The organism is Desulfobacula toluolica Tol2, from assembly GCF_000307105.1.
Taxonomy (GTDB): Bacteria; Desulfobacterota; Desulfobacteria; order Desulfobacterales; family Desulfobacteraceae; genus Desulfobacula; species Desulfobacula toluolica.
In genome coordinates this window covers 1399266-1420501 of the sequence record NC_018645.1, presented here as the reverse complement: position 1 = coordinate 1420501, position 21236 = coordinate 1399266, and the positions used below count along the sequence as shown (strand labels likewise).

Annotated in this window: 16 protein-coding genes and 1 tRNA gene; 3 read left to right on the top strand and 14 right to left on the bottom strand. The window is 40.2% G+C overall.

Translation table 11 applies throughout. The features are described 5' to 3' along the window. Nucleotides 1–131: 131 nt before the first annotated feature. The gene (fdhF, locus tag TOL2_RS24050; protein ID WP_083863495.1) at nt 132–2900 is read left to right on the top strand and encodes a formate dehydrogenase subunit alpha; all 2769 of its coding nucleotides are present in this window, start codon (nt 132–134) and stop codon (nt 2898–2900) included. 81 nt (nt 2901–2981) lie between these two features. On the opposite strand, the gene TOL2_RS06465 is transcribed toward fdhF, so the two are convergent. The 13 genes from TOL2_RS06465 to TOL2_RS23505 form a co-directional block, all read right to left on the bottom strand. Beyond that, nucleotides 2982–3914, bottom strand: a complete 933-nt coding sequence (locus tag TOL2_RS06465; RefSeq protein WP_014956708.1) for an RluA family pseudouridine synthase — start codon at nt 3912–3914, stop codon at nt 2982–2984. A 66-nt stretch (nt 3915–3980) separates the two neighbouring features. Further along, nucleotides 3981–4505, bottom strand: a complete 525-nt coding sequence (locus TOL2_RS06460) for a CarD family transcriptional regulator (RefSeq protein ID WP_014956707.1) — start codon at nt 4503–4505, stop codon at nt 3981–3983. A gap of 528 nt (nt 4506–5033) precedes the next feature. Next, nucleotides 5034–5615, bottom strand: coding sequence for an aminoacyl-tRNA hydrolase (gene pth / locus TOL2_RS06455; RefSeq protein WP_014956706.1), 582 nt, complete (start codon nt 5613–5615; stop codon nt 5034–5036). An 11-nt stretch (nt 5616–5626) separates the two neighbouring features. Then, nucleotides 5627–6274 (bottom strand): 50S ribosomal protein L25, encoded by a 648-nt coding sequence (locus TOL2_RS06450; protein ID WP_014956705.1) that lies wholly within the window; start codon nt 6272–6274, stop codon nt 5627–5629. A 56-nt stretch (nt 6275–6330) separates the two neighbouring features. After that, a complete protein-coding gene (locus tag TOL2_RS06445) occupies nt 6331–7269 on the bottom strand; it encodes a ribose-phosphate diphosphokinase (RefSeq protein WP_014956704.1) in 939 nt (312 codons plus the stop codon). A 44-nt stretch (nt 7270–7313) separates the two neighbouring features. Further along, nucleotides 7314–7388 (bottom strand) — tRNA-Gln (locus tag TOL2_RS06440). A gap of 32 nt (nt 7389–7420) precedes the next feature. Beyond that, nucleotides 7421–8299, bottom strand: coding sequence for a 4-(cytidine 5'-diphospho)-2-C-methyl-D-erythritol kinase (gene ispE, locus TOL2_RS06435; protein ID WP_014956703.1), 879 nt, complete (start codon nt 8297–8299; stop codon nt 7421–7423). Then, entirely contained in the window at nt 8296–8598 is a 303-nt protein-coding gene (locus tag TOL2_RS06430; protein WP_014956702.1) for a DUF1844 domain-containing protein, read from the bottom strand. The genes ispE and TOL2_RS06430 overlap by 4 nt, the downstream gene beginning before the upstream one ends. A gap of 24 nt (nt 8599–8622) precedes the next feature. Then, on the bottom strand, nt 8623–9162 hold the full coding sequence (locus tag TOL2_RS06425) for a 4'-phosphopantetheinyl transferase family protein (protein ID WP_014956701.1): 540 nt from the start codon (nt 9160–9162) through the stop codon (nt 8623–8625). Nucleotides 9163–9191: 29 nt separating this feature from the next. Beyond that, nucleotides 9192–11318 (bottom strand): acetate--CoA ligase family protein, encoded by a 2127-nt coding sequence (locus TOL2_RS06420; protein ID WP_014956700.1) that lies wholly within the window; start codon nt 11316–11318, stop codon nt 9192–9194. 329 nt (nt 11319–11647) lie between these two features. Then, the gene (locus TOL2_RS06415; RefSeq protein WP_014956699.1) at nt 11648–13558 is read right to left on the bottom strand and encodes a methyl-accepting chemotaxis protein; all 1911 of its coding nucleotides are present in this window, start codon (nt 13556–13558) and stop codon (nt 11648–11650) included. 408 nt (nt 13559–13966) lie between these two features. Beyond that, nucleotides 13967–15688 (bottom strand): sigma-54 dependent transcriptional regulator, encoded by a 1722-nt coding sequence (locus TOL2_RS06410; protein WP_014956698.1) that lies wholly within the window; start codon nt 15686–15688, stop codon nt 13967–13969. Next, on the bottom strand, nt 15685–17016 hold the full coding sequence (locus TOL2_RS23505) for a sensor histidine kinase (protein ID WP_014956697.1): 1332 nt from the start codon (nt 17014–17016) through the stop codon (nt 15685–15687). Before TOL2_RS23505 ends, TOL2_RS06410 begins: the two co-directional genes overlap by 4 nt. 432 nt (nt 17017–17448) lie before the next feature. On the opposite strand from TOL2_RS23505, the gene TOL2_RS06400 reads away from it, so the two are divergent. Next, nucleotides 17449–18081 (top strand): cyclodeaminase/cyclohydrolase family protein, encoded by a 633-nt coding sequence (locus TOL2_RS06400; protein WP_014956696.1) that lies wholly within the window; start codon nt 17449–17451, stop codon nt 18079–18081. A gap of 13 nt (nt 18082–18094) precedes the next feature. Continuing rightward, nucleotides 18095–18952, top strand: coding sequence for a bifunctional 5,10-methylenetetrahydrofolate dehydrogenase/5,10-methenyltetrahydrofolate cyclohydrolase (locus TOL2_RS06395; RefSeq protein ID WP_014956695.1), 858 nt, complete (start codon nt 18095–18097; stop codon nt 18950–18952). 165 nt (nt 18953–19117) lie between these two features. Here TOL2_RS06395 and TOL2_RS06390 read toward each other — a convergent pair whose 3' ends face one another. Further along, nucleotides 19118–20893: a formate--tetrahydrofolate ligase gene (locus TOL2_RS06390; RefSeq protein WP_014956694.1), complete on the bottom strand. Its 1776-nt coding sequence runs from the start codon at nt 20891–20893 to the stop codon at nt 19118–19120. Between the last annotated feature and the right edge of the window lie 343 nt (nt 20894–21236).

Here is a 21236-nt window from a genome sequence, read left to right as displayed (position 1 = left end):
AAAGAAAAGTCAATATTATCAACCAAAATTTCTTTGTCACATTGACAATACTTCAACTACAGTGTATTTATTCAGTCGTTGTCAGGGCAAATGAGTAAACTGTTATAACATCAATATCCGGAAGGATAAACATGGAACATAATATTATAACAATAAACGAAAATGAACTGACCTTTGAATCCGGTGAAACAATTCTTGAAGTTGCACAACGCAATCAAATTGATATCCCCACCCTGTGTCATTTAAAAAACACAATTCCAACTACGACATGTAGAATATGTCTGGTTGAAATAAAGGGATATCCGGGTCTGGTTGAATCTTGCGCAACTAAAGCAGAACAAGATATGATCATTTTTACGGAATCATCAAAGGTCATTGAAGCACGCAGAGATAATATCAGCAAACTGCTGGCTTCAGGTAACCATAATTGTGCCATAAGAGATTTTGACACCACGGACTGGACATCATTTCAGATGGGTGTCCTGAAAAACGACGGCAAAGATGAACTTTGTCCGGTATGGGGCGATTGTGAACTCCAAAACCTCGCCTACCGGTATCAAGTTAAAACCCGTGGTATGCCGCTAAATGAATGCAAATATGAAACCGAACGTGCCAATCCTTTTATTATCAGGGATTTTTCACGATGTATTCTTTGCGGAAGATGTGTAAAAGCATGCAGGGAGATACAGGTAAACAATGCCATTGAGTTCGGTTACACGGGTGAAGATCGTAAAATTATTGCAAAAGAAGATGCTGCACTAAAAGATTCCAACTGCGTCTTTTGTGGCGAATGCCTTCAGGTCTGCCCTGTCGGCGCACTGATACCGGACAAATCATTCCGGGATGGCAGATTTAAAGACACCCAAAAAGTCAGAACGACCTGTTCGTTCTGCGGCGTAGGTTGTCAGATGGATCTGTTTGTTCAGGATAATAAAATCGTTAAGATAGATGGAGCGGATATTGATCTTCCGCCTAACAATGCAAGCCTGTGTGTCAAGGGCAGGTTTGGATACGAATTTGTTGCATCTTCCGAACGGTTGACCACACCATTAATTAAAAAAAATGGAAAACAGGTTCAAGCATCCTGGGATGAAGCACTGGATCTTGTGGCAAAAAAGCTGTCAAGTATTAAAAATGAATTCGGACCGGACAGTATCGGGGTTTTGACATCTGCCAGGATCACCAATGAAGACAATTACATTGCCCATAAATTCACCCGAGCCGTACTGAAAACCAACAATATTGACCATTGTGCCCGACTGTGACACAGCTCCACCGTAGCCGGTCTGGCTGCAGCATTTGGAAGCGGTGCAATGACCAATACCATAGCGGATATTGAAACATCCGACATGATACTTGTGACAGGGTCCAATACAACAGAGAATCATCCGGTACTCTCCAGTTTTGTTAAGCGGGCTGCAGCAAAGGGGAAAAAGCTCTATGTCATTGATCCTCGAAAAGTAACACTTGCGACTCATGCCGACAAATGGCTCAGGCCAGAACCGGGCACAGATATTGCCTGGATCAACGGCCTGATGCATGTCATTATTAAAAAAGATCTGCAAGACAAAGATTTTATTGAAAACAGAACCCAGAATTTTGAAGCCCTCAAAGAAGCCGTTGAAAAATATACGCCCGAATATGTGGAAAATATCACCGGCATCAAGGCCGAAGATCTTATTGAAGTTGCCGAGCAATTTGCCAAAGCGCCTGCTGCATCAATATTATACTGCATGGGAATTACCCAGCATACCTGTGGTACGGACAATGTCAAATCCCTTGCCAATCTGTCTATGCTTTGTGGACATTTGGGCAAACCAGGCGGCGGAGTAAACCCGCTTCGCGGTCAGAACAATGTTCAAGGCGCATGTGATATGGGTGGATTGCCCAATGTGTTTACCGCATACCAGCCTGTCGGCGATGATGACGTCAGAAGCGAACTTGAAAAAGCCTGGAATGTCACCGGCATGTCGGCAAAACCTGGCTTGCCAGCTACTGAGATGATTCAAAAAGCCTATGAAGGAGATCTTAGATCACTTTTTGTTATTGGAGAAAATCCCCTCATTTCCGACCCTGACTTGAACCATGCAAAAAAAGCCCTTGCAAATCTGGACTTTTTTGTTGTTCAGGATATCTTTGAGACAGAAACAACAAAGGTGGCAGATGTGGTTTTACCGGCATTTTGTTTTGCAGAAAAAGATGGCACCTTTACAAATACGGAGCGACGGGTTCAACGGGTCAGAAAAGCGGTGAACGCTCCGGGAGAAGCCAGACAGGACTGGGAAATCATCTGTGGGATTGCCAGTAAAATGGGATATGAGATGTCTTATGAGACCAGCCGCGATATCTTCAAGGAAATCACATCGCTTACACCATCCTACAAAGGCATCACCTGGGAGAGAATTTCTAAAATCGGTATTCACTGGCCATGCCCGGATGAAAACCATGAAGGAACCCCAATTTTGCATACTTCTCAATTTGCCAGGGGAAAAGGACTCTTTCATGCCATTGATCACAGACCACCCGCAGAACTGCCTGATAAAAACTATCCCTATGTTCTGACAACCGGAAGGGTGTTATACCACTACCATACCGGAACCATGACCATGAAAACCAACGGACTCAACATGCTGTCTCCTGAATGTTTTGTGGAAATTTCTTCCGGTGATGCCCGCAAACTTGGTATTGATACAGGATCTGAAGTGGATGTATCTTCACGCAGAGGCAAAATAAGTGCCAAGCTAAAAGTGTCGTCAAAAGCTGTAGATGGAACAGTTTTTATTCCATTTCATTTTGCCAAAGCAGCAGCGAATGAACTGACAAACGCAAAACTGGATCCAACAGCAAAAATACCGGAATTTAAAGTCTGCGCCATTAAAATTGAGCCTATCAAAATTTAAACAGGTTTAATTTAAGTACCTAAAAAAAGCCAATAGGCAGCATGGTCATACCTGCTTGCCTGCTGGCTTTTTTTTGCTCTTCTATTGAATTGATTCTAGTAATGCCTGTGTCTGCAAAAAATCTTCAGGTAATTCTGCTTCAAAAAAAATCCTTTTGCCGGAATAAGGATGCCTGAAAGACAGTTGCCAGGAATGCAGCATTTGTCTTAGAGCAACAATCCCCTTATTTTTACGATACCTTCTGGGTTGATAGACAAGCTCTCCAATTAATGGATGATCAATAGCATAAAAATGAACCCTGATTTGATGTGTTCTTCCTGTCTTTAAAAGCGCTTCCACCAAGCATGCTGTTTTAAATTTTTTCTTAACTCTCCAGCACGTCTTGGCAAATTTTCCATTTTCACGGGCTATGGCCATTATTTTTCTTTTCACCGGATGCCGGGCAATAGGAAGATTTATTTCGCCCTGGTCATCTGCAAAATTTCCTGAAACAAGAGCCAGATATTTTTTTTCAACCCTCCGTTGTTTAAATTCGTTTTGCAAAAAATGCAGTGCAGATTTTGTTTTGGCAACTACCATTAAACCGCTGGTATCTTTATCAAGCCTGTGAACGATACCTGAACGAAGGCAGTCTTCTCCAACATTTCTTATTTTTGGATCATAAAACAATAATGCGTTCACAAGAGTCCCGGAAAAATTTCCTGGTGCCGGATGAACAACCATGCCCGGCTTTTTATTGATCAGCATGATATGATCATCTTCGAATTTAATATTAAGCTCGATGTTCTCCGGCAATACCATGGCTTCATTACCTGAATCAGGAATAATCCCGGTAATGATATCACCTTGTTTTGTCTTGTATCCGGGCTTTTTTTTTTCAGCATTAACGAGGATATCGCCATTGCGTATAAGATTTGCGGCCTTGTTTCTAGGGCAAGCTTTACTGTGATTGGCGACTATTGTATCAAAACGGGTTTCTTTTAAATTATCATCTATGTGAATTATTAGTTTCATAACATACAAAACCGGCGAACAATTTATTGCAAGCCGGTTTTCAAATCAGTACGATAATACACTGGGTTAGTTGAAAAGATCCTCAATTTCCTGCATCATTGCTTTTTCATCTATATCCTTGGCAGTAGACAACTCTTGAACCAATAAATTTTGAGCCGTATCAAGCAACTTGCGTTCGCCAAAAGAAAGATCTTTTTCAAGCTTTAACTGAAAAAGATCTCTGAAAACTTCAGCAACATCATATATGGAACCGGTTTTAATCTTATCCATATATTCCCGGTATCTTCGATTCCAAGTCTGATTGTCAGCACCTTGTGCCTTTTCCTGCATAACCTTATAGACTTGTGGAACCTCTGTTTCAGATATCACTTCCCTCAGGCCGACAGATTCCACGTTTGAAGTCGGAATCATTATCACCATGCCATTTTCAACAATCTTCATCATGTAAAAATTCATGATGTCGCCATTTATCTCCTTGCTCTCAATTGACTCTATACAGCCAACTCCATGAGCAGGATAAACCGCCAAGTCTCCTTTGGAAAATTCTTTTTTGGTTGATGCTGCCTTTATTACATTGGTTTTTTCACCCATTAGATCTCCCACCTTTTTTTATAAAAACAATTATCCCATTCTCAGGCAGATAACCACACTTTAACAATATTGTCAATGATAATAATTCATTGAAACTCAAAGAAAAACTATCTCTTCCCTGAAATAATTGAGTTTTTCAACACTATTTTCCGTCAGCACAAATGCATTTTCCATCACTATCACTCCCTGAACAAACACAAGTTTTGGTTATAAGACAAAGATCATTCCTTCCTACAACATAAACATAAAAGCCCTGAGCAAATACAGACAGTTCATCCAGCTCAAGCCCAAAAACACTCCATAGTTGATCCTGCGCCGACAATTTCAAGCATATTTGAAAAATTTGTTTTAAGATTTTCAATTCTATTATCTGATCAGTTTTTGATTCACGCAGTGCCCGTTCATAAAATTTTATGAACCATCAACAATGGCTCGCATTTGCTTTAGGATAAACAAATGGCCACTTTGTGATATATCTAAAAAAGAATAATAAAAGAAAGTGGTTATTATATGAACATAATAACCACTTTAAGATTTGGTATTAAATAGATTCATGGCAGAAGTAACACCATTTTCAAGGACATACAGACAGGCATCTGAAGCAGTATCAATACAATGATCCAAAATTTTTATTTCATCCGGGCTAAAACCACCAAGGACATGACCGGTCACATCCTTTCCTGACCCTGGATGGCCAACCCCTACGCGAATTCGGATACAATCCTTTTTACCAAACACCTCAAGGATTGATCTAACACCGTTATGGCCACCATGCCCACGACTTTTAACAATCTTTATCTTTCCGAATGCAAGGTCCATATCATCATGAACAATAATAATATCTTCTATACCAACCTTATAATATGAGGCAAATCTATGGATGGAGAACCCACTTAGGTTCATATAAGTCAAAGGTTTTATAATAAAGACATCCTGGTCTTTAATTCTGCCTTTCACATAATGGGACTCAAAACGGGTTTTATCAATCGTAAGATGGGATTTTGAAGCAAGGGCTTCAACAACTAAAAAACCGATATTATGGCGAGTCTGAGCATAGCCTTTACCAGGATTTCCCAAACCCGCAATAATTTTAAATTTTGAACATGACATTTACAATGAAATTACTCTTCAGTTGCCTCAGCCGGAGTAGCCTTAACATCTTCTTCCTCAAGATCTTCTTCCTCTTCTCCAGCTTCTTTTTCATCAACACTCGGCGCCACAATGGTTATAACGGTAAAGTTAACTTCATGAGGAATTTCAATACCTTCCCCCAGATCAATATCCTCCACATGAACAGCATCTCCAACATCAAGATCACTAATGTCAACCTTAATACTGTCTGGTGCGTCAGTCGGTTTGCAAAGCACATCAAGCTCTCGCCTTATAATCTGGAGAAGCCCGCCTTCTTTAACACCTTTGCTATCACCAACTGCTTCAACCGGCACAGTGATGCTAACCTGATTATCCATATCAATTTCATGCAAATCTATATGCAGATATTTCAAACCAAATGTATCCATCTGCATATTTTTAAGCATAACCATTTTTTCTTCCCCGGAGTCCCCACCAACCTTGAGATTAAAGAAAAGGCCCATTGAACCGTTTTTCCTAATAATCCTATCGAAGGCAACAGTGTCAAGGGAGAGCATCATAGAATCTTTTTTAGCCCCATATACAATCGCAGGTATCTCATTATTTCTTCTTAATTTTCTTGCAACGCCTTTACCGCTTTTTTCTCTTAATTTTGCGTTTAATTCAATTAATTCCAAAGCTATTTCCTCCATAACTGCATGCATTCATGCAGAAGACTAATATATCAATTATTTTATACAAATAGAGAATTTACAGAATCTCCCCTGTAACTGCGTACAATCGCCTCACCGACAAGCTTGGCAATGGAAAGCGTCTCAATCTTGCCACATAATTTTGCTTCTTCAGACAAAGGGATAGTATCTGTTGCAACAAGAGAACTTAAAGATGACTTGTTTATTCGATCAATAGCCGGCCCTGAAAGCACTGGATGCGTGCAGTAAGCGTGAACTGCATTTGCACCGTTGTCCACGATAACACTTGCAGCCTCTGTCAATGTTCCTGCCGTATCAACCATATCATCAATAACAATAGCTATCTTATCTTGAACATCTCCGATAATAGCCATTGCTTTTGCCTTGTTCGGCGCACTCCGTCTTTTATCGACAATGGCAAGACCGGCATTCAGGCGTTTTGCATATGCCCTTGCCCTTTCAACACCACCGGCATCAGGCGATACAACAACTAGGTTTTCCGGATAGCGGGCCTTAATATCATCAATAATAACCGGGGCGGCATAAAGATTATCCACAGGACAATTAAAAAAACCTTGAATTTGTCCGGCATGCAGATCCATTGTAATCACTCTGTGAACACCTGTATTCTCAAGAAGATCTGCAACAAGTTTAGCGCTGATAGGAACCCTGGGAGACACTTTTTTATCCTGGCGTGAATATCCGAAATAAGGAATAACTGCGGTAATTCTACTGGCGGAAGACCTTTTAAATGCATCAATCATAAGAAGCAACTCAACAAGATTGTCATTCACAGGATTACACGTTGATTGTATGACAAAAATTTCCTGTTTTCTGACATTTTCTTGAATTTCAACTTGGGTTTCGCCGTCACTAAAACGGTCAACTTTCAATCTTCCTAGCGGTTTTGCAAGATACCCCGAAATCATGTCCGAAAGGACGGGATTCGAATTTCCTGCAAAAATAGACAAGCCTTTCATATCAAATCTCTTTTTTCCCCGTTATGTATCTGGTTATACAAATTTGGCTGGGGCGAGAGGACTCGAACCTCTGAATGCAGGGATCAAAACCCTGTGTCTTACCACTTGACGACGCCCCAATATTCTAACTTAAGCACTTAAAACCTACAATTTAATTAAACGAGGAAAGAAACACTTTTCTTTTACTGCCAGCCCATTTTTCCAAAAGCATTTCACAGCCTTTTTTTGCAGCTGTACGCTCTGAAAAAAGAGCAAAAAGAGATGAGCCGCTTCCAGTCATACACACCCTTTGTTGCAACAACAACTCCATCTCCTCTTTTGTTTCCTTGATCTCGGGATACAAACGACACGCTGATTCTTCAAGATCATTGTGCATCCGCCCCCTTAAATCAAATCCCTGTCCCCGTAACGGCACATTCAGACCAGGATTTATAGTATATTTTTGTTCTGATGTCAAATTAAAATCAATATTTTTATATACCCTGGCTGTTGAGGCAGCTACCCCTGGATCACATAATACAATATAGCAGGATTTAAGATTTGGCGCTTTCTCAAGTTTTTCCCCAACACCTTTGGCAATTGCCGGTCTTCCAAAAATAAAAAAAGGGACATCAGCACCCAGACTAAGACCTATTTTCATCAATTCTTTTTTTGAAAACGGTGCCTTAAAATGTGTGTTCAAAGCAGTTAATACAGTTGCCGCATTGCTGCTTCCTCCGCCCAGCCCTCCGCCCGGGGGAATTTTTTTTACAATTTCAATGGACAGACCATTTTTTTCTTCACGCCCATTCATTTTCAACTGATGATAAAAAACCCTGGCTGCTCTAAAAGCAATGTTTGATTCATCTGCCGGAACACCCGGATGATCACAGGAAATCGACATCGTTCTTTGTGAAAAATCAATACAAATATCATCACACAGATCTATCTGTGTCATCAATGAATAAAGATTATGGTATCCATCCTTACGCCTGGAAGTGACATATAAAAACAGGTTTATCTTTGCAAAGGATTTATACTTTTGTCTCAAGTTTTTGCCTCGACAAATGCCATCCTGATCTCAACAAGCAGTGCCTTGAGCAGGTTGTTTTCTTCCTCGGTTAAATTGCCCTTGGTTTTTTCTTCCAGCATGGCAATCATATCTATTGTTTGCCTTGCAAGGTCAAAATTAACGGATTTTTTTCCTGTTGAAGGATCCTCAACCTTGCCAAGTTGAACAAGTCCTGATGAATATAAAGACATGATAAAGCTTGAAAAATCAACTTTCGGCAATGAGACTTTGGTGCCTGAAGAATCATTGCTCATTGTGAAACCGTTTCCTTTGGCCATTTTCTTTCTCCTTGAATAAATTTCTTATTCCAATGCCCATTGGACATCAAAACGATCCTTTGTAACGGATGCAAGGTAACCGTCAAAATAAAAATTTTCAACTAAATAATTTGTATTTAAATATTCAAGAATAATATTGTTATCATCATGAACCTTTTTTATTTTTACTTTTGACATCCCTTTAAGCCCGTCTGTTGTTTTCTTTAATACTGCTTCTTTTGCTGTAAATACCCGAAAGAAAATAATCTTTTTATCCTGACCTCTAAAACATCCAGCTTCATCAGGATCAACAATTTTTTTAAATAATGCTTCAGAAACATCTTTAATCTGTTCCACATCAATGCCGATTTTTTCAATTGAAACAACCCCTGCTACAAAATCCGGCTTATGGCTGACAGACCAGAAACAACCATTTGATGGTTCAGGCACCCCCAGATCATCTTTAATAAACCTGTCTATTAAAAATGTTGATTTAAGGGCAGAGGCTTTGGCGCTTTCCATGGCAAACCGGCTCAAGGCAGCCACTTTATTTTTTCTTTTCAACACCTGAATGTCTTCAGGCACCTTTTTAATAACCGGATATAAAAAAATAATCAGTTCTCCTGATTTTCCAGCCGGATAATAATATCGGCAACCGTTGTGCCCTTGCCCTCCTCGTGTACAAACAGGGGATTAATATCCAGTTCTTTTATCATGGGATGATTATCAGCCATAGCTTTTAAAGAAACAATATGTTTTTCCAGAATTTCAATATCCGACGGCTTCTCACCCCGCAACCCCTCAAGAATCGGATATCCTTTTATCGCCTTAACCATTCTCCTTGCTGTGTTTCTGCCCATGGGAGACAAGCGGAATACAACATCCTTATAAACTTCAACAAAAATCCCCCCCAGTCCAAACATAACAGCATGTCCGAAAACCGGATCTTTTGACAATCCCAAAATAACTTCCTTGCCTTTTGGGGCCAGCTTCTGAATCAGAACACCTTCTATCACGGCATCAGGATTATAATCCCGGGCTTTTTCCATGATGGTTTCAAAAGCTTCTGCAACGCTCTCACTGTCTTCAAGCCCCACCACAACACCACCGGCATCTGTTTTGTGAAGAATATCAGGAGAGACAATCTTCATGACAACCGGGTATCCGAGTGTGTCTGCAATTGTGCAGGCCTCTGTTTTATTTTTAGACAATTCCATTGGCAATGTGTTGAATCCATAACACTTAAGAATCTCATTTCCGTCCAGTTCACCTAAAACCAGCCTACCTTCCTGCACATATTTTTCAATGATCTGCTTTGCTTTAGCGGTATCATAAACCAGATCATATTGTGGCAAAATTTTTCTGAAAATCCACTTCATTCCTTCCCTGAGCGCACCCAAAGACCTGGCAGCACTCTCCGGAAACTGGTAAACGGGAATTTTATGTTTCTGCAAAAGCTTGACGCCATCAGATACATCAACAACGCCCATGAACGAGCAGACAATAGGTTTAATGCTGTTCCTGGCAATCTTCACAATAGCCTCGGCCGTGCCAATGGCATCGGTCATGGATTGCGGGGTTAAAATGATCAAGGCAGCGTCTACTCCGCGATCACTTAATACAGTAGCCAGTGTATTTTCATACCGATCTTTTGCGGCATCACCGATCACATCCACCGGGTTATGAAAATTGGCTGTGGACGGCAGATATTTTTTCAATTCTTTAACGGTCTCATCAGAAAATGTGGCCAATTTCAAACCAGACTGTTCACTCATGTCTGTCGCAATAATGCCGGGTCCACCGGCATTGGTGATAATGGCAATTTTGTCTCCTGTTGGATACTTGTTTGCGGCAAAGGCCTGGGCATAATCAAACAATTGATTCACCGTCGCACACCGCAAAATTCCGGACATGCTGAAAATTGCATCATACAAAGCGTCAGAACCGGCAAGGGCTCCGGTATGTGACGCAGCAGCCCTTGCACCTGCATCAGAGGAACCTGATTTAATGGCAATCACATGGGTAGGATTGCTTCCAGAAGTCATCTGTCTGACTTCTGAAATAAATTCTTCAGCGCTCCTAGAGAGTTCTTCCATGTATATCATCACCACATCCGTGTCAGGATCATTATAATAATATCTTAATAAATCCAGCTCATCCACATCTGCCTTGTTTCCAATTGAAATAAATTTTGAAAAACCAAATCCTTTATCTGCTGCATAGTCAAGCACGGCAGTGCAGAGCGCACCGCTTTGAGAAATAAAAGAAACATTTCCGGGCTTGGGCATGCGTGCTGAAAAACTGGCATTCAACGACACTTTGGGAGAAGGATTGATCACTCCCAGACAATTGGGTCCCACCAGTCTTACTTTTGCGTTGGCACACAAGGCTTTAATTTCTTTTTCAATCCTGGCACCTTCTCCTCCCACTTCCTTAAACCCGGCAGATACAATTACAATCCCTTTAACCCCTTTTGCAATACAATCTGCTACAGCAGGCAAAGCAGCTTTTGGAGGAAGAATAATCATTGCCAGATCAATGGGATCTGGAATGCTTGCAATACGCGTATAGCATTTTACACTTAAAACCGATTTTGCTTTTGGATTAACAGGATAGAGCGTTCCCTTAAACCCTCCGGATAAAATATTGGCAAAGATATCGTGACCTACTTTGCCTTTTTGTGTTGACGCCCCAATAACCGCTATGGTTTCAGGTGCGAAAATTGCGTCCAGCCTGTCCATACTCCCCCCAGATAATTCTATCAATAAAAATTTATATTTATAAAACTTTCATAACGCCCTTAACATAAAACAAAGAACTTATCTGTCCATAGTATCATCTAATAAATAATTATCGGCAATGTTAAGCTTTCATACAGCAATGTAATCACAAGCAGTTTTTTTATCTGAAAGTCTTCAAAAATTCATACAGAAACTTTAAATATTTGTTGTGGGCAAACATGGGTGAAAGACCAGGTCTGCCCGTGAAAATTATTCACATTTGAAATGCAAAGCAGGAATAGAGAAACAGGGCAGACAAAGCAAAATACCCAGTACCGGAAAATCAAATATTAAAAATCTTTAAAATTCTCATCAAATAAAATAACTTGATCAGGCCTTATTTCATTTTTAGGTTTAGGCAGCATCCTGGTTCTGGAATCCCTTTCCGTTTTAAGGTTGACCGGTATGGATTTTATACAGACGGGAGAATGTGTGTGTTTTTGTTTAATTTCACCTGTTACAAGAGATGTCAGATCACCCACATAATCTTTTAGTTGTTCTGCCTGGGCATTCAGCTCTTCTGACGCTGAAGCAGATTCTTCAGCATTGGCAGCATTCTGTTGAACAACCTTATCCATCTCGGCAACGGCAATATTAACCTGCTCAATACCAATAGCTTGTTCACTTGATGCTCCTGAAATTTCATCAATAAGCTCTCCTATGGCCATTGCAATTTCAATATTAATCTTAAACGCTTCCTGGGTTTTAATTGTGAGGTTATCGCCTTTTGTGACTGCTGCAACCGTACTGTCAATCAACTCAGTTGTATTTTTTGCTGCATCTGCAGCACGCATGGCAAGACTCCTGACTTCATCGGCTACAACTGCGAAACCTGCGCCTGCCTCTCCTGCCCGGGCCGCCTCAACCGCCGCGTTCAAGGCAAGCAAATTGGTTTGAAACGCAATTTCATCAATGGTCTTAACAATTTTGCCGGTTTCATCACTGGACGTTTTGATCTCCTTAATAGCGCTAAACAGCTCTTCCAGATTGCTATTGACTTTCCCCACGATCTCGCGGGCTTGAGCCATTTTATTCTGGGCTTCTTTGGCATTTTCAGCATTTTTATTTGTCATTGAAGACATTTCCTCCATGGAAGACGAGGTCTCTTCTATTGAAGCTGCCTGCTGTGAAGAACCTTCAGCCAGAGACTGACTGGCGGAAGATACCTGACCTGAGGCTGAAGCAACCTGGTTGGCTCCTTCGCCCAGACCCTGAATCACTATGCTCAAAGGCTTGGTAATGGCCCTTGTAATGATAAATGCAAATAAAATACCCAAAAAAATAGCAATAAAGGTTGCCATGAGGATGATATGATTTGCAGTTGAAATCTGATGTTCCATTTTTGCCTTTTGATCCGCCCTTGCTGCCGTGCAGATCACATTGACACTCCTTGCGGCTGCGACCATATCAGCATCAGCGGCTTCCTGTGTCTTCATAAGCTGTTCAAAATCATCAAACGCCTTATCATAGGCATGGATGCCTGCAATAACCGCATTTATCTGTTCAATGTTTTTGTTGAACTTAAACCGTGATTTCAGATCCGTTGACAAGGCCAAAATCTTTGCCAAGTCGGTTTCAACATTTTTTCGCCATTTATTTTCTCCCTTGGATATGATGAATTCCTTCTCGTTTTTACGAGCATCCATAAACCATTTGATGATTCTATTGGCATCATCCGCCTTTTCAAGTTTGTCGTTGATACGATCATTATCAGCACCGTTGTCCATTATTACAGCCAGCTGTTGCTTCTGATCTGCCCGGATGGCCTCACTCTGTGCCAGAACTTCCCTTGCTCTGGACCGCATTTCTTCCATGGCCTTATCCTTTTGATGATCCAGTTCAACATATTCTTTAAAGGCCCTGGTATAAGCAGTTGCTTTTTCAATCACCTTATCTATATTGGCCTTGTCGATGTTCTGAGTAAATTTATTTTTCGCTTCTGCGGCCTGTTCAAGCAACTTTTTTATGTCGGCCTCAACTTTGCTTATATAGGTGTCACCCCCACGGATAATATAATTCTTTTCCTGTTGTCGTGTTTCTAAAATAGTTTTAACTATGCGATTCACATCATCGGCTTTTTCCACCCTGTCAACAACGCCTGACAGACTTTTAGAACCAATAAAAGTAACTATACAAAGAAAAACAAGTACCAACGCAAACCCTGAAAAAATTTTCGTACCAAGCTTCATTTTTTTAAACATCCCCAATCTCCTATTTGATTTAAATTCAATTATGGTTAATGCACTGTAAAAATCAAAAATTTTATAACTTGAACAAAACGACTTGTCTTTTAGACCATCAAATATCCCGGCTATACAACTGAAAACCCTGTGTCCGCAATTATCATGGTAAAAAAAACCGAAAGATAATTTTTTTATCATCGGCTAAAAGTATTTCGACCATATTGGCGTTCCGTAAATTTTATAAAACCGGGGGATTTTATATCAATTTGCATGCCACCCAGACATGATGGGTGAAATACAATTAATTTCATTACGATATCAATATGTTAAGCTAAGATTTTTTTTCAAAACAAAAGACAAAGAAGAGCAAAGAAGGTGTGCGTGGCACACAAGTGTGCCGTACATACTTGTGCCAGACACATTTATTTACGGCATTGAAATTTTATATTGTTCGATCTTGCGATAAATTGTTCTGCGCCCTACCCCTAAAATTCGCGCAGCTTTGGATTTGTTCCAACCGGTTTTTTTTAACGCCTGAATCAGATCTTCTTTATTGACGGCAACTTGTCCCAAACGCCCCGGTTTTTCAGTCCTTAAACAAGTTTTTATTTCCAAAGGCAAATGATCAAATCTCATGGTTTTACCCTGACATAAAACAAACCCATGCTCTATTGCGTGTTCTAATTCTCTTATATTTCCAGGCCAAGCATAATTCATAAATGCATTAACCACTTCATTTGACAAACCGCTGAGCTGTTTTTTAAAACGCTTGTTAAAACGATCTAAAAAATAATCCGACAAAAGAAGTATATCTTCTCGCCTCTCTTTCAGCGAAGGAATAGGAATATCCACAACCTTGATTCTATAATATAAATCCTCCCTGATTTCTCCAAGCTTTATCTTTTCTTTTAGATTACAATTTGTCGCAGCAATGATACGCACATCAATTTTTATCGGGATTGAATCCCCAACACGCTCAAACTCTCTTTCTTGAAGAACTCTTAAAAGTTTAAGCTGAATTAAAGGAGAAATATCACCAATTTCGTCTAAAAAAATAGTGCCGTGATCCGCCATTTCAAATCGGCCCTTCCTGTTTTTTACTGCACCGGTAAAGGCACCTTTAACATGTCCGAACAATTCGCTTTCCAGAAGATTTTCAGACAGAACACTGCAGTTCACTTTTATAAACGGATTTTCTTTGCGTGGGCTGTTATAATGAATGGCATGGGCAACCAGTTCCTTGCCTGTTCCGGTCTCGCCTGTAATCAAAACCGTAGTATCCGTATCTGCAAGATTTTCCAGGAGGTTATAAATATTTTGCATCTTGCTGCTTTTCCCGATAATTCCATGAAATTGATTACGTTCTTTTAACTCAAGCTCAAGGGTTGTAAGCCTTGTGATATCTCTGACAACCAGGACAGCACCAAGAGACTGCGTGGCATGGCTTCTAAGCGAAGAACTGGTCAAAAGAACGACTTGACGGGGCTGGTCGGGATGTCTGCATTCAACTCTAAATTCCCCAATGCTTTTTTTTGTTCTCAACGTCTCTTTCAAAACAGGAAGACAAGACCTGCTGCAATCGGTTTGAATTTTTTCAAAATTTTTTCCAACAATCTCTTTGATGGAAAACCTGCAGATTTTTTTTACGGATTCATTGGCTTCAATCACCTGCAAATCATTATTAACAGTGATAACTCCATCTTTTAAACTTCTGAATATGGCCTCCATATTCCGGCGGACCCTTATGTTCTCCAACTTCAACTGCCTTTTATTGTCCAGAAGTTTTTTGTGTTGAAGTCCCATACCGGCGATGCGCAACAAAGTCTCTTTTCGAATGGGTTTGGGAATGTAATCAAATGCCCCCAGCCGGACGGCATCTGTTGATGTCTCAAGGTTCGGTTCGCCCGTTATCATGATAACAGGACAGAGCAATTTTCTTTTTTTTACTTCAACAAGAAGGTCCATTCCCGTAAGCCGCCCAAGGATGATATCGGTAATTATCAAATCAGGTTCAATACCTGAAATAGTCTTAAGCGCAGAATCATAATCTTTGGCTGTCATCACATCATAGCCCTGATCAGACAGGATCATTTCAAAACCAAAACGGATATTTTCTTCATCATCAATTATAAGAATTTTTGATTTCATAATTTTTCTTCTGGATTTGGCACTTTATGAATTGGAAGATCTACCATGACTTTTGTATATTCACCTTCTTTGCTTTCAAACAAAAGTTTTCCCCCATGGGCTTCGATAATGCCATGACTTATGGAAAGCCCAAGTCCGGTTCCCTCACCCCTGGGTTTGGTTGAAAAAAAAGGATCTGTCACTTTATCCAAAAAATCCCTGGGAATTCCAAGCCCTCTGTCATAAAATATCAATCGCACATATTTTTTTTCTTCACTTATAATGACTTTCCCTTTAATTTCAAAAATTTTATTCTCATGGGGGGTTGGATATTTTTTCTTTAATGCATAACGTGCATTACTGATAATATTAAAAAAAACCTGCTGGATCTCCTGACTGCATGCATTGATTCCGGGCAAATCAGACAGGATATTCACAGACAATTTTATGCCGTCCTTAATGATCTGTTTTTCCACAAGCTCAAGTGTCAGCTTAAGGATATCATAAATATATACGAAATTGCGTTCATCCTTTTTGTCCGTTGCAAAGGAAAGCATATTTTTTACAATATTTGCAATTCGCTCTCCTTCATGGACAATTCGTTCTGGAATTTTTTTATCCCCGCCAAGTTTATGGAATTGATCCACAAGAATTTCTGCTATGCTGATGATACCTGCAATCGGATTATTGATCTCATGAACAACTCCGGCGGAAAGTTCACCCAGGGAAGCCAAATGGCTTATATGAAGAGCTTCAGCAGATTCTTTAAACGAACTTTTCAACTTGGTTTCACACAATTTCAAACGCTTTTCAGCTTCCAGCACATTCAATCTGGAAGTTCCCAATTGAGTTATAATTTGTACTATTTGTGCAAGAAACAAAAGAACAGATCGAAATTTTTCCTCTGTAAAAACCGGAATTTCACTAAACAGTTTAAGATACAATGCCTCATCAAAACCAAATTTTCGTGCCTGCTCTTTGAAGAGTTTTTCTTTGGCTTTATCTGGCGGTTCCAGAAAAATCTGACCTGAAACCAGACTGGCAAGATGTTTCCCTGCTATGACAATTGGAAACGATGCATCAACCAAACCATGCGGACAATTGTAAATAACAAAAGGAACTCCCTTCTTAAATTCTCTCCTGATCTTTGTATTGCTTTTTAAACATTCTTTTCTGGCCTGTGGATCTTGCATATGAAATTGCGAACATATCCTTTGCCATCCCGAACAGATTAGAACGTCTCCATCCATACTGATGATACTCAAAGAGATTGAGGTGAACCTGGAAAATTCATTGATTAACTTTTGCATTTTAGATAGATCAAACAGTTCTTTGAAACTGTATTTCATTGTTACCCCAAAAAATTCTTATTCTCCTTAAAATTACCGACGAATGTCTTTTGAATGAACCCACAAACCGCATAATAATCTTGTTTTCAGGACGAAGCGATATACTCCTTGTTTTTTAACCGAATAATAGTTTCAATGCTTTCCACCCATTTTTTTTAATAACTGCCACAGGCAGACCAAGTCTTTCACCTTGGTTTACTCACAACAAAGATGAAAGTCAATCTTTGTTGTGAGCAACCCCGAATGAAATACCTGGTCTGCCTGTTAAAGCTTATACAAAAGGATTTCCAAACTGCTGAATCAGATCTATTTCATTTTTTGGCGAACTTTGATTTGTGAAATTTGATTTGACAGATAAAAAGGGGTTCGATATAGGTGATCTGGGTAAAAAAGTAACTTATCATCAATAAAATATAAAGGAGAACCAGAAAAATGTCTATGCTGGATAAATCATGTAAAGATTTCAACGATGTTTTGGCATCAAAAGCAGCTGTTCCAGGCGGTGGCGGAGCCGCTGCAATGGGAGGTGCTATTGGTATGGCACTTTCCAACATGGTTGGAAATCTTACTGTTGGTAAAAAAAAATATGCTGACGTGGAAGACGAAGTAAAAGAATTGATTGAAAACGGTGCAAAAGTTATTGCCGAACTGGAAACCCTTGTTGACAAGGATGCTGAAGTATTTGAGCCGCTTTCCAAGGCTTATGGACTGCCAAGATCAACTCCCGAAGAGATCGAATACAAAGAAAAAACAATGGAAGACTGTTGTAAGACAGCCTGTTCCGTTCCCATGGAAATCATGAGAAAAGCCTATCAAGGCATAAAAATCCATGAAAGAATGGGTCAGATTGGAACCATGATCGCCATCTCTGATGTAGGCTGCGGTGTTGCGTTTATGAAAGCTGCCCTGGTTTCAGGAAGCCTCAACGTAATTATTAACTTAAACGCAATAAAAGATCAGACATTTGTTAAAGAAACCCGCGAAGAGATGAATCAACTTCTCAAAGACGGATCAAAAATTGCTGATGAAACCTTTGACCTTGTGGTTTCCAAATTAACGAAATAGGGAGAAGTAAAAAATGGCGGAAAGTCTAAAAGGAAAACCAGTAGCGGACGCAATCAAAGCTGAGCTTACAGAAAAAGTGGCGTCTCTTAAAGAAAAAGGGATTACACCTAAACTTGGAATTATAAGAGTGGGTGCCCGTCCGGATGATCTGTTTTACGAAGGTGGAGCAAAAAAAACATGTCAAATTGTTGGAATGGATTCCGAGGTATTTGAATACCCTGAAGATATTGATCAGGCCTCTTTTGAAAAAGCTGTAACAGAAATTGGTGCGAAAAAAGATGTCAATGGAATACTGATGTTTTCTCCACTTCCAAAAAGCCTTGATGAAAGGAAGATCAGATCTCTCATCCCTGTAGAAAAGGATGTGGACTGCCTTACAGTCGGGGGTGCCGCAAAAGTTTTTACAGATGATGCCACAGGATTCCCCCCCTGCACTCCAACAGCCTGTATGGAAATGCTTCATTTTTATGATATCCCTATCAAAGGCAAAAAATGCGTAGTCCTTGGTCGATCTCTTGTGGTTGGAAAGCCCATGGCCATGCTGCTATTAAGGGAACACGGCACAGTAACCATCTGTCATTCAAGAACGGAAAACCTACCTGATGTCTGCAAAGATGCTGACATTCTGGTTGCTGCTGTAGGACGGGCAAAAATGGTAACAGCCGACTTTGTCAAACCGGGCCAGATTGTGATTGATGTCGGCATAAATGCCGATCCTGACAATCCTGGAAAATACTGTGGCGATGTTAATTTTGCAGACGCTGAACCTATTGTTGAAAAAATTTCTCCTGTTCCGGCGGGAGTAGGATCAGTCACCACATCAGTACTTTGCAAACATACCATTATGGCCTGTGAAATGCAGAATTCATAATAACTGCCATGGCAGATTAACCTGCCACAACAAGATATGAAAAACATCTGATTTCAATAAGTTATAAATTCTTTAATATAAAAATAAAAATGGCGTTCAATCCAGCTTGGATTGAACGCCATTTTCTTCTATTTCATGCTATTTTCTTTACACGATCAACTTAATTTAGAATACACCCTGTACTTTACCTGTTTCCACATCAACATCCACACGCTTAAAGGCAGGATTTGATCCAGTCCCCGGCATCAGACTGATAGCGCCTGCAACAGGAACGATAAAGCCTGCACCACCATAGGTGAGGACTTCTCTTATGGTCAGTCTCCAACCTGTTGGAACGCCCTTAAGTGTAGGATTGTCAGACAAAGACAGATGAGTTTTAACCATGCACATGCCAAGGCCAGCCAGTTCAGGATCAGCCTGGATTCTGGCAAGAGATTGTTCGGCTTCTGCTGAATAATCAACACCGTCAGCACCATAAACTTCTTTGGCAATAAGCTCAATTCTTTCTTTAATCGGCATATCAAGTTCATAAAGAAATTTAAATTCTGTTTTCTCTTCACAGGCTTCGATAACGGTTTCAGCAAATTCAATTGCACCGTCTCCACCTTGTTCCCAATGACGGGAAAGGGCCACTCTTGCACCTTCTGCTTCACTCAGTTCACGCACTTTTGCGATTTCTGCGTCCGTATCTGTATAAAATGCATTAATACAGACAACAGGAGAAATACCTGCTTTTCTGACATTTCTAATATGGTGAATCAGGTTGGCGCATCCTTTGGCAACCCATTCCACATTTTCCGTGCTGTATTCTTCAGGCATGGGTTTTCCGGGAACAGGCACAGGAGCACCACCATGGCATTTAAGTGCCCTGATAGTTGCGACAACAACAGCACAATCCGGTTTAAGGCCTGAATAACGGCATTTGAGATTCCAGAATTTTTCAAAACCAATGTCCGCTCCAAAACCGGATTCCGTAACATGATAGTCAGCGAGTTTCAGACCAACCTTATCTGCAAGAATGGAACTTTGACCAATGGCGATATTGGCAAACGGTCCTGCATGAACAATAACCGGTTGTCCTTCAAGGGTCTGCATCAAAGAAGGTTTCAGTGCCTCCACCATCCAGGCTGTCATGGCACCGGCGACCTGAAGATCTTCAGTTGTTACAGGTTTACCTTTCTTGGTATAGGCCACAACGATTTTGCCCATTCTTTCACGCATATCTTTAAGATCATTGGCCATGGCAAGAATAGCCATTACCTCAGAGGAAACCGCAATACCGAATTTTGATTTCATCATGAAACCGTCAGATTTGCCATTTACACCGTCAATACCGATAATGATGTTTCTTAATGCCTGGCAGCAGAAATCCATAATCCATCCCATTTCAACTTTTGTGGGATCAATATCGATTCTTTTCATACCGGACAATCTTTCCAACTGCTCATCAGTATAATTTCTTTCATGCTGCAGACGGGAGGTCAAAGCAACCATTGCCAGGTTATGGGCATTCATAATGGCGTTGATGTCGCCGGTGAAACCAAGTGAAAACGGGGTCAAAGGGATACATTGTGCCAGACCGCCGCCGGCTGCAGATCCCTTGATATTCATGGTAGGGCCACCGGAGGGCTGACGAATGGCAGCACAAACGTTTTTTCCAAGTTTACCAAGCCCCTGGACAAGCCCCATGGAAGACGTTGACTTGCCTTCACCAAGCGGTGTAGGTGTAATTGCGGTTACATCAATGTATTTTCCGTCGGGTTTATCCTTAAGACGTTCAAGTACTTTCTGGAAATCTATTTTTGCAATATAGTGACCCTGGGGAAGAAGTTCTTCTTTTGTCAATCCCAGTTTTTCACCAATTTCAGAAATTTTCAGCATTGTTTTTTCTGCATCTTCTGCAATTTCCCAATCTAAATGTTTGGTTGGATCTAAAGCCATGATTTACTCCTTTTTTTATTGCTGTGGACTCAAAACATGAGCCAGTATAATAATGATGAAACAAATATATACTTTATTGATCAAAAATTCTAACTGAACATCCTACCTATTAAATAAAATATAAAAAATCAACTTTTTTCGCTGACACAATTAAAATTTATTAATTAAATTCCATTCAACCATTTAGCCCCTTATAAGAATTCTTTAAAATGCCTGCCACATAAAGGTTTTTGGAGATTGAATCAAAAAACCATTAAATCAACTCATCTATTGACAAAAAAAGTTACAGATTATAAATCATATCCTGATTATAATTAATTTAAGTGTATTATGAAGGACATTT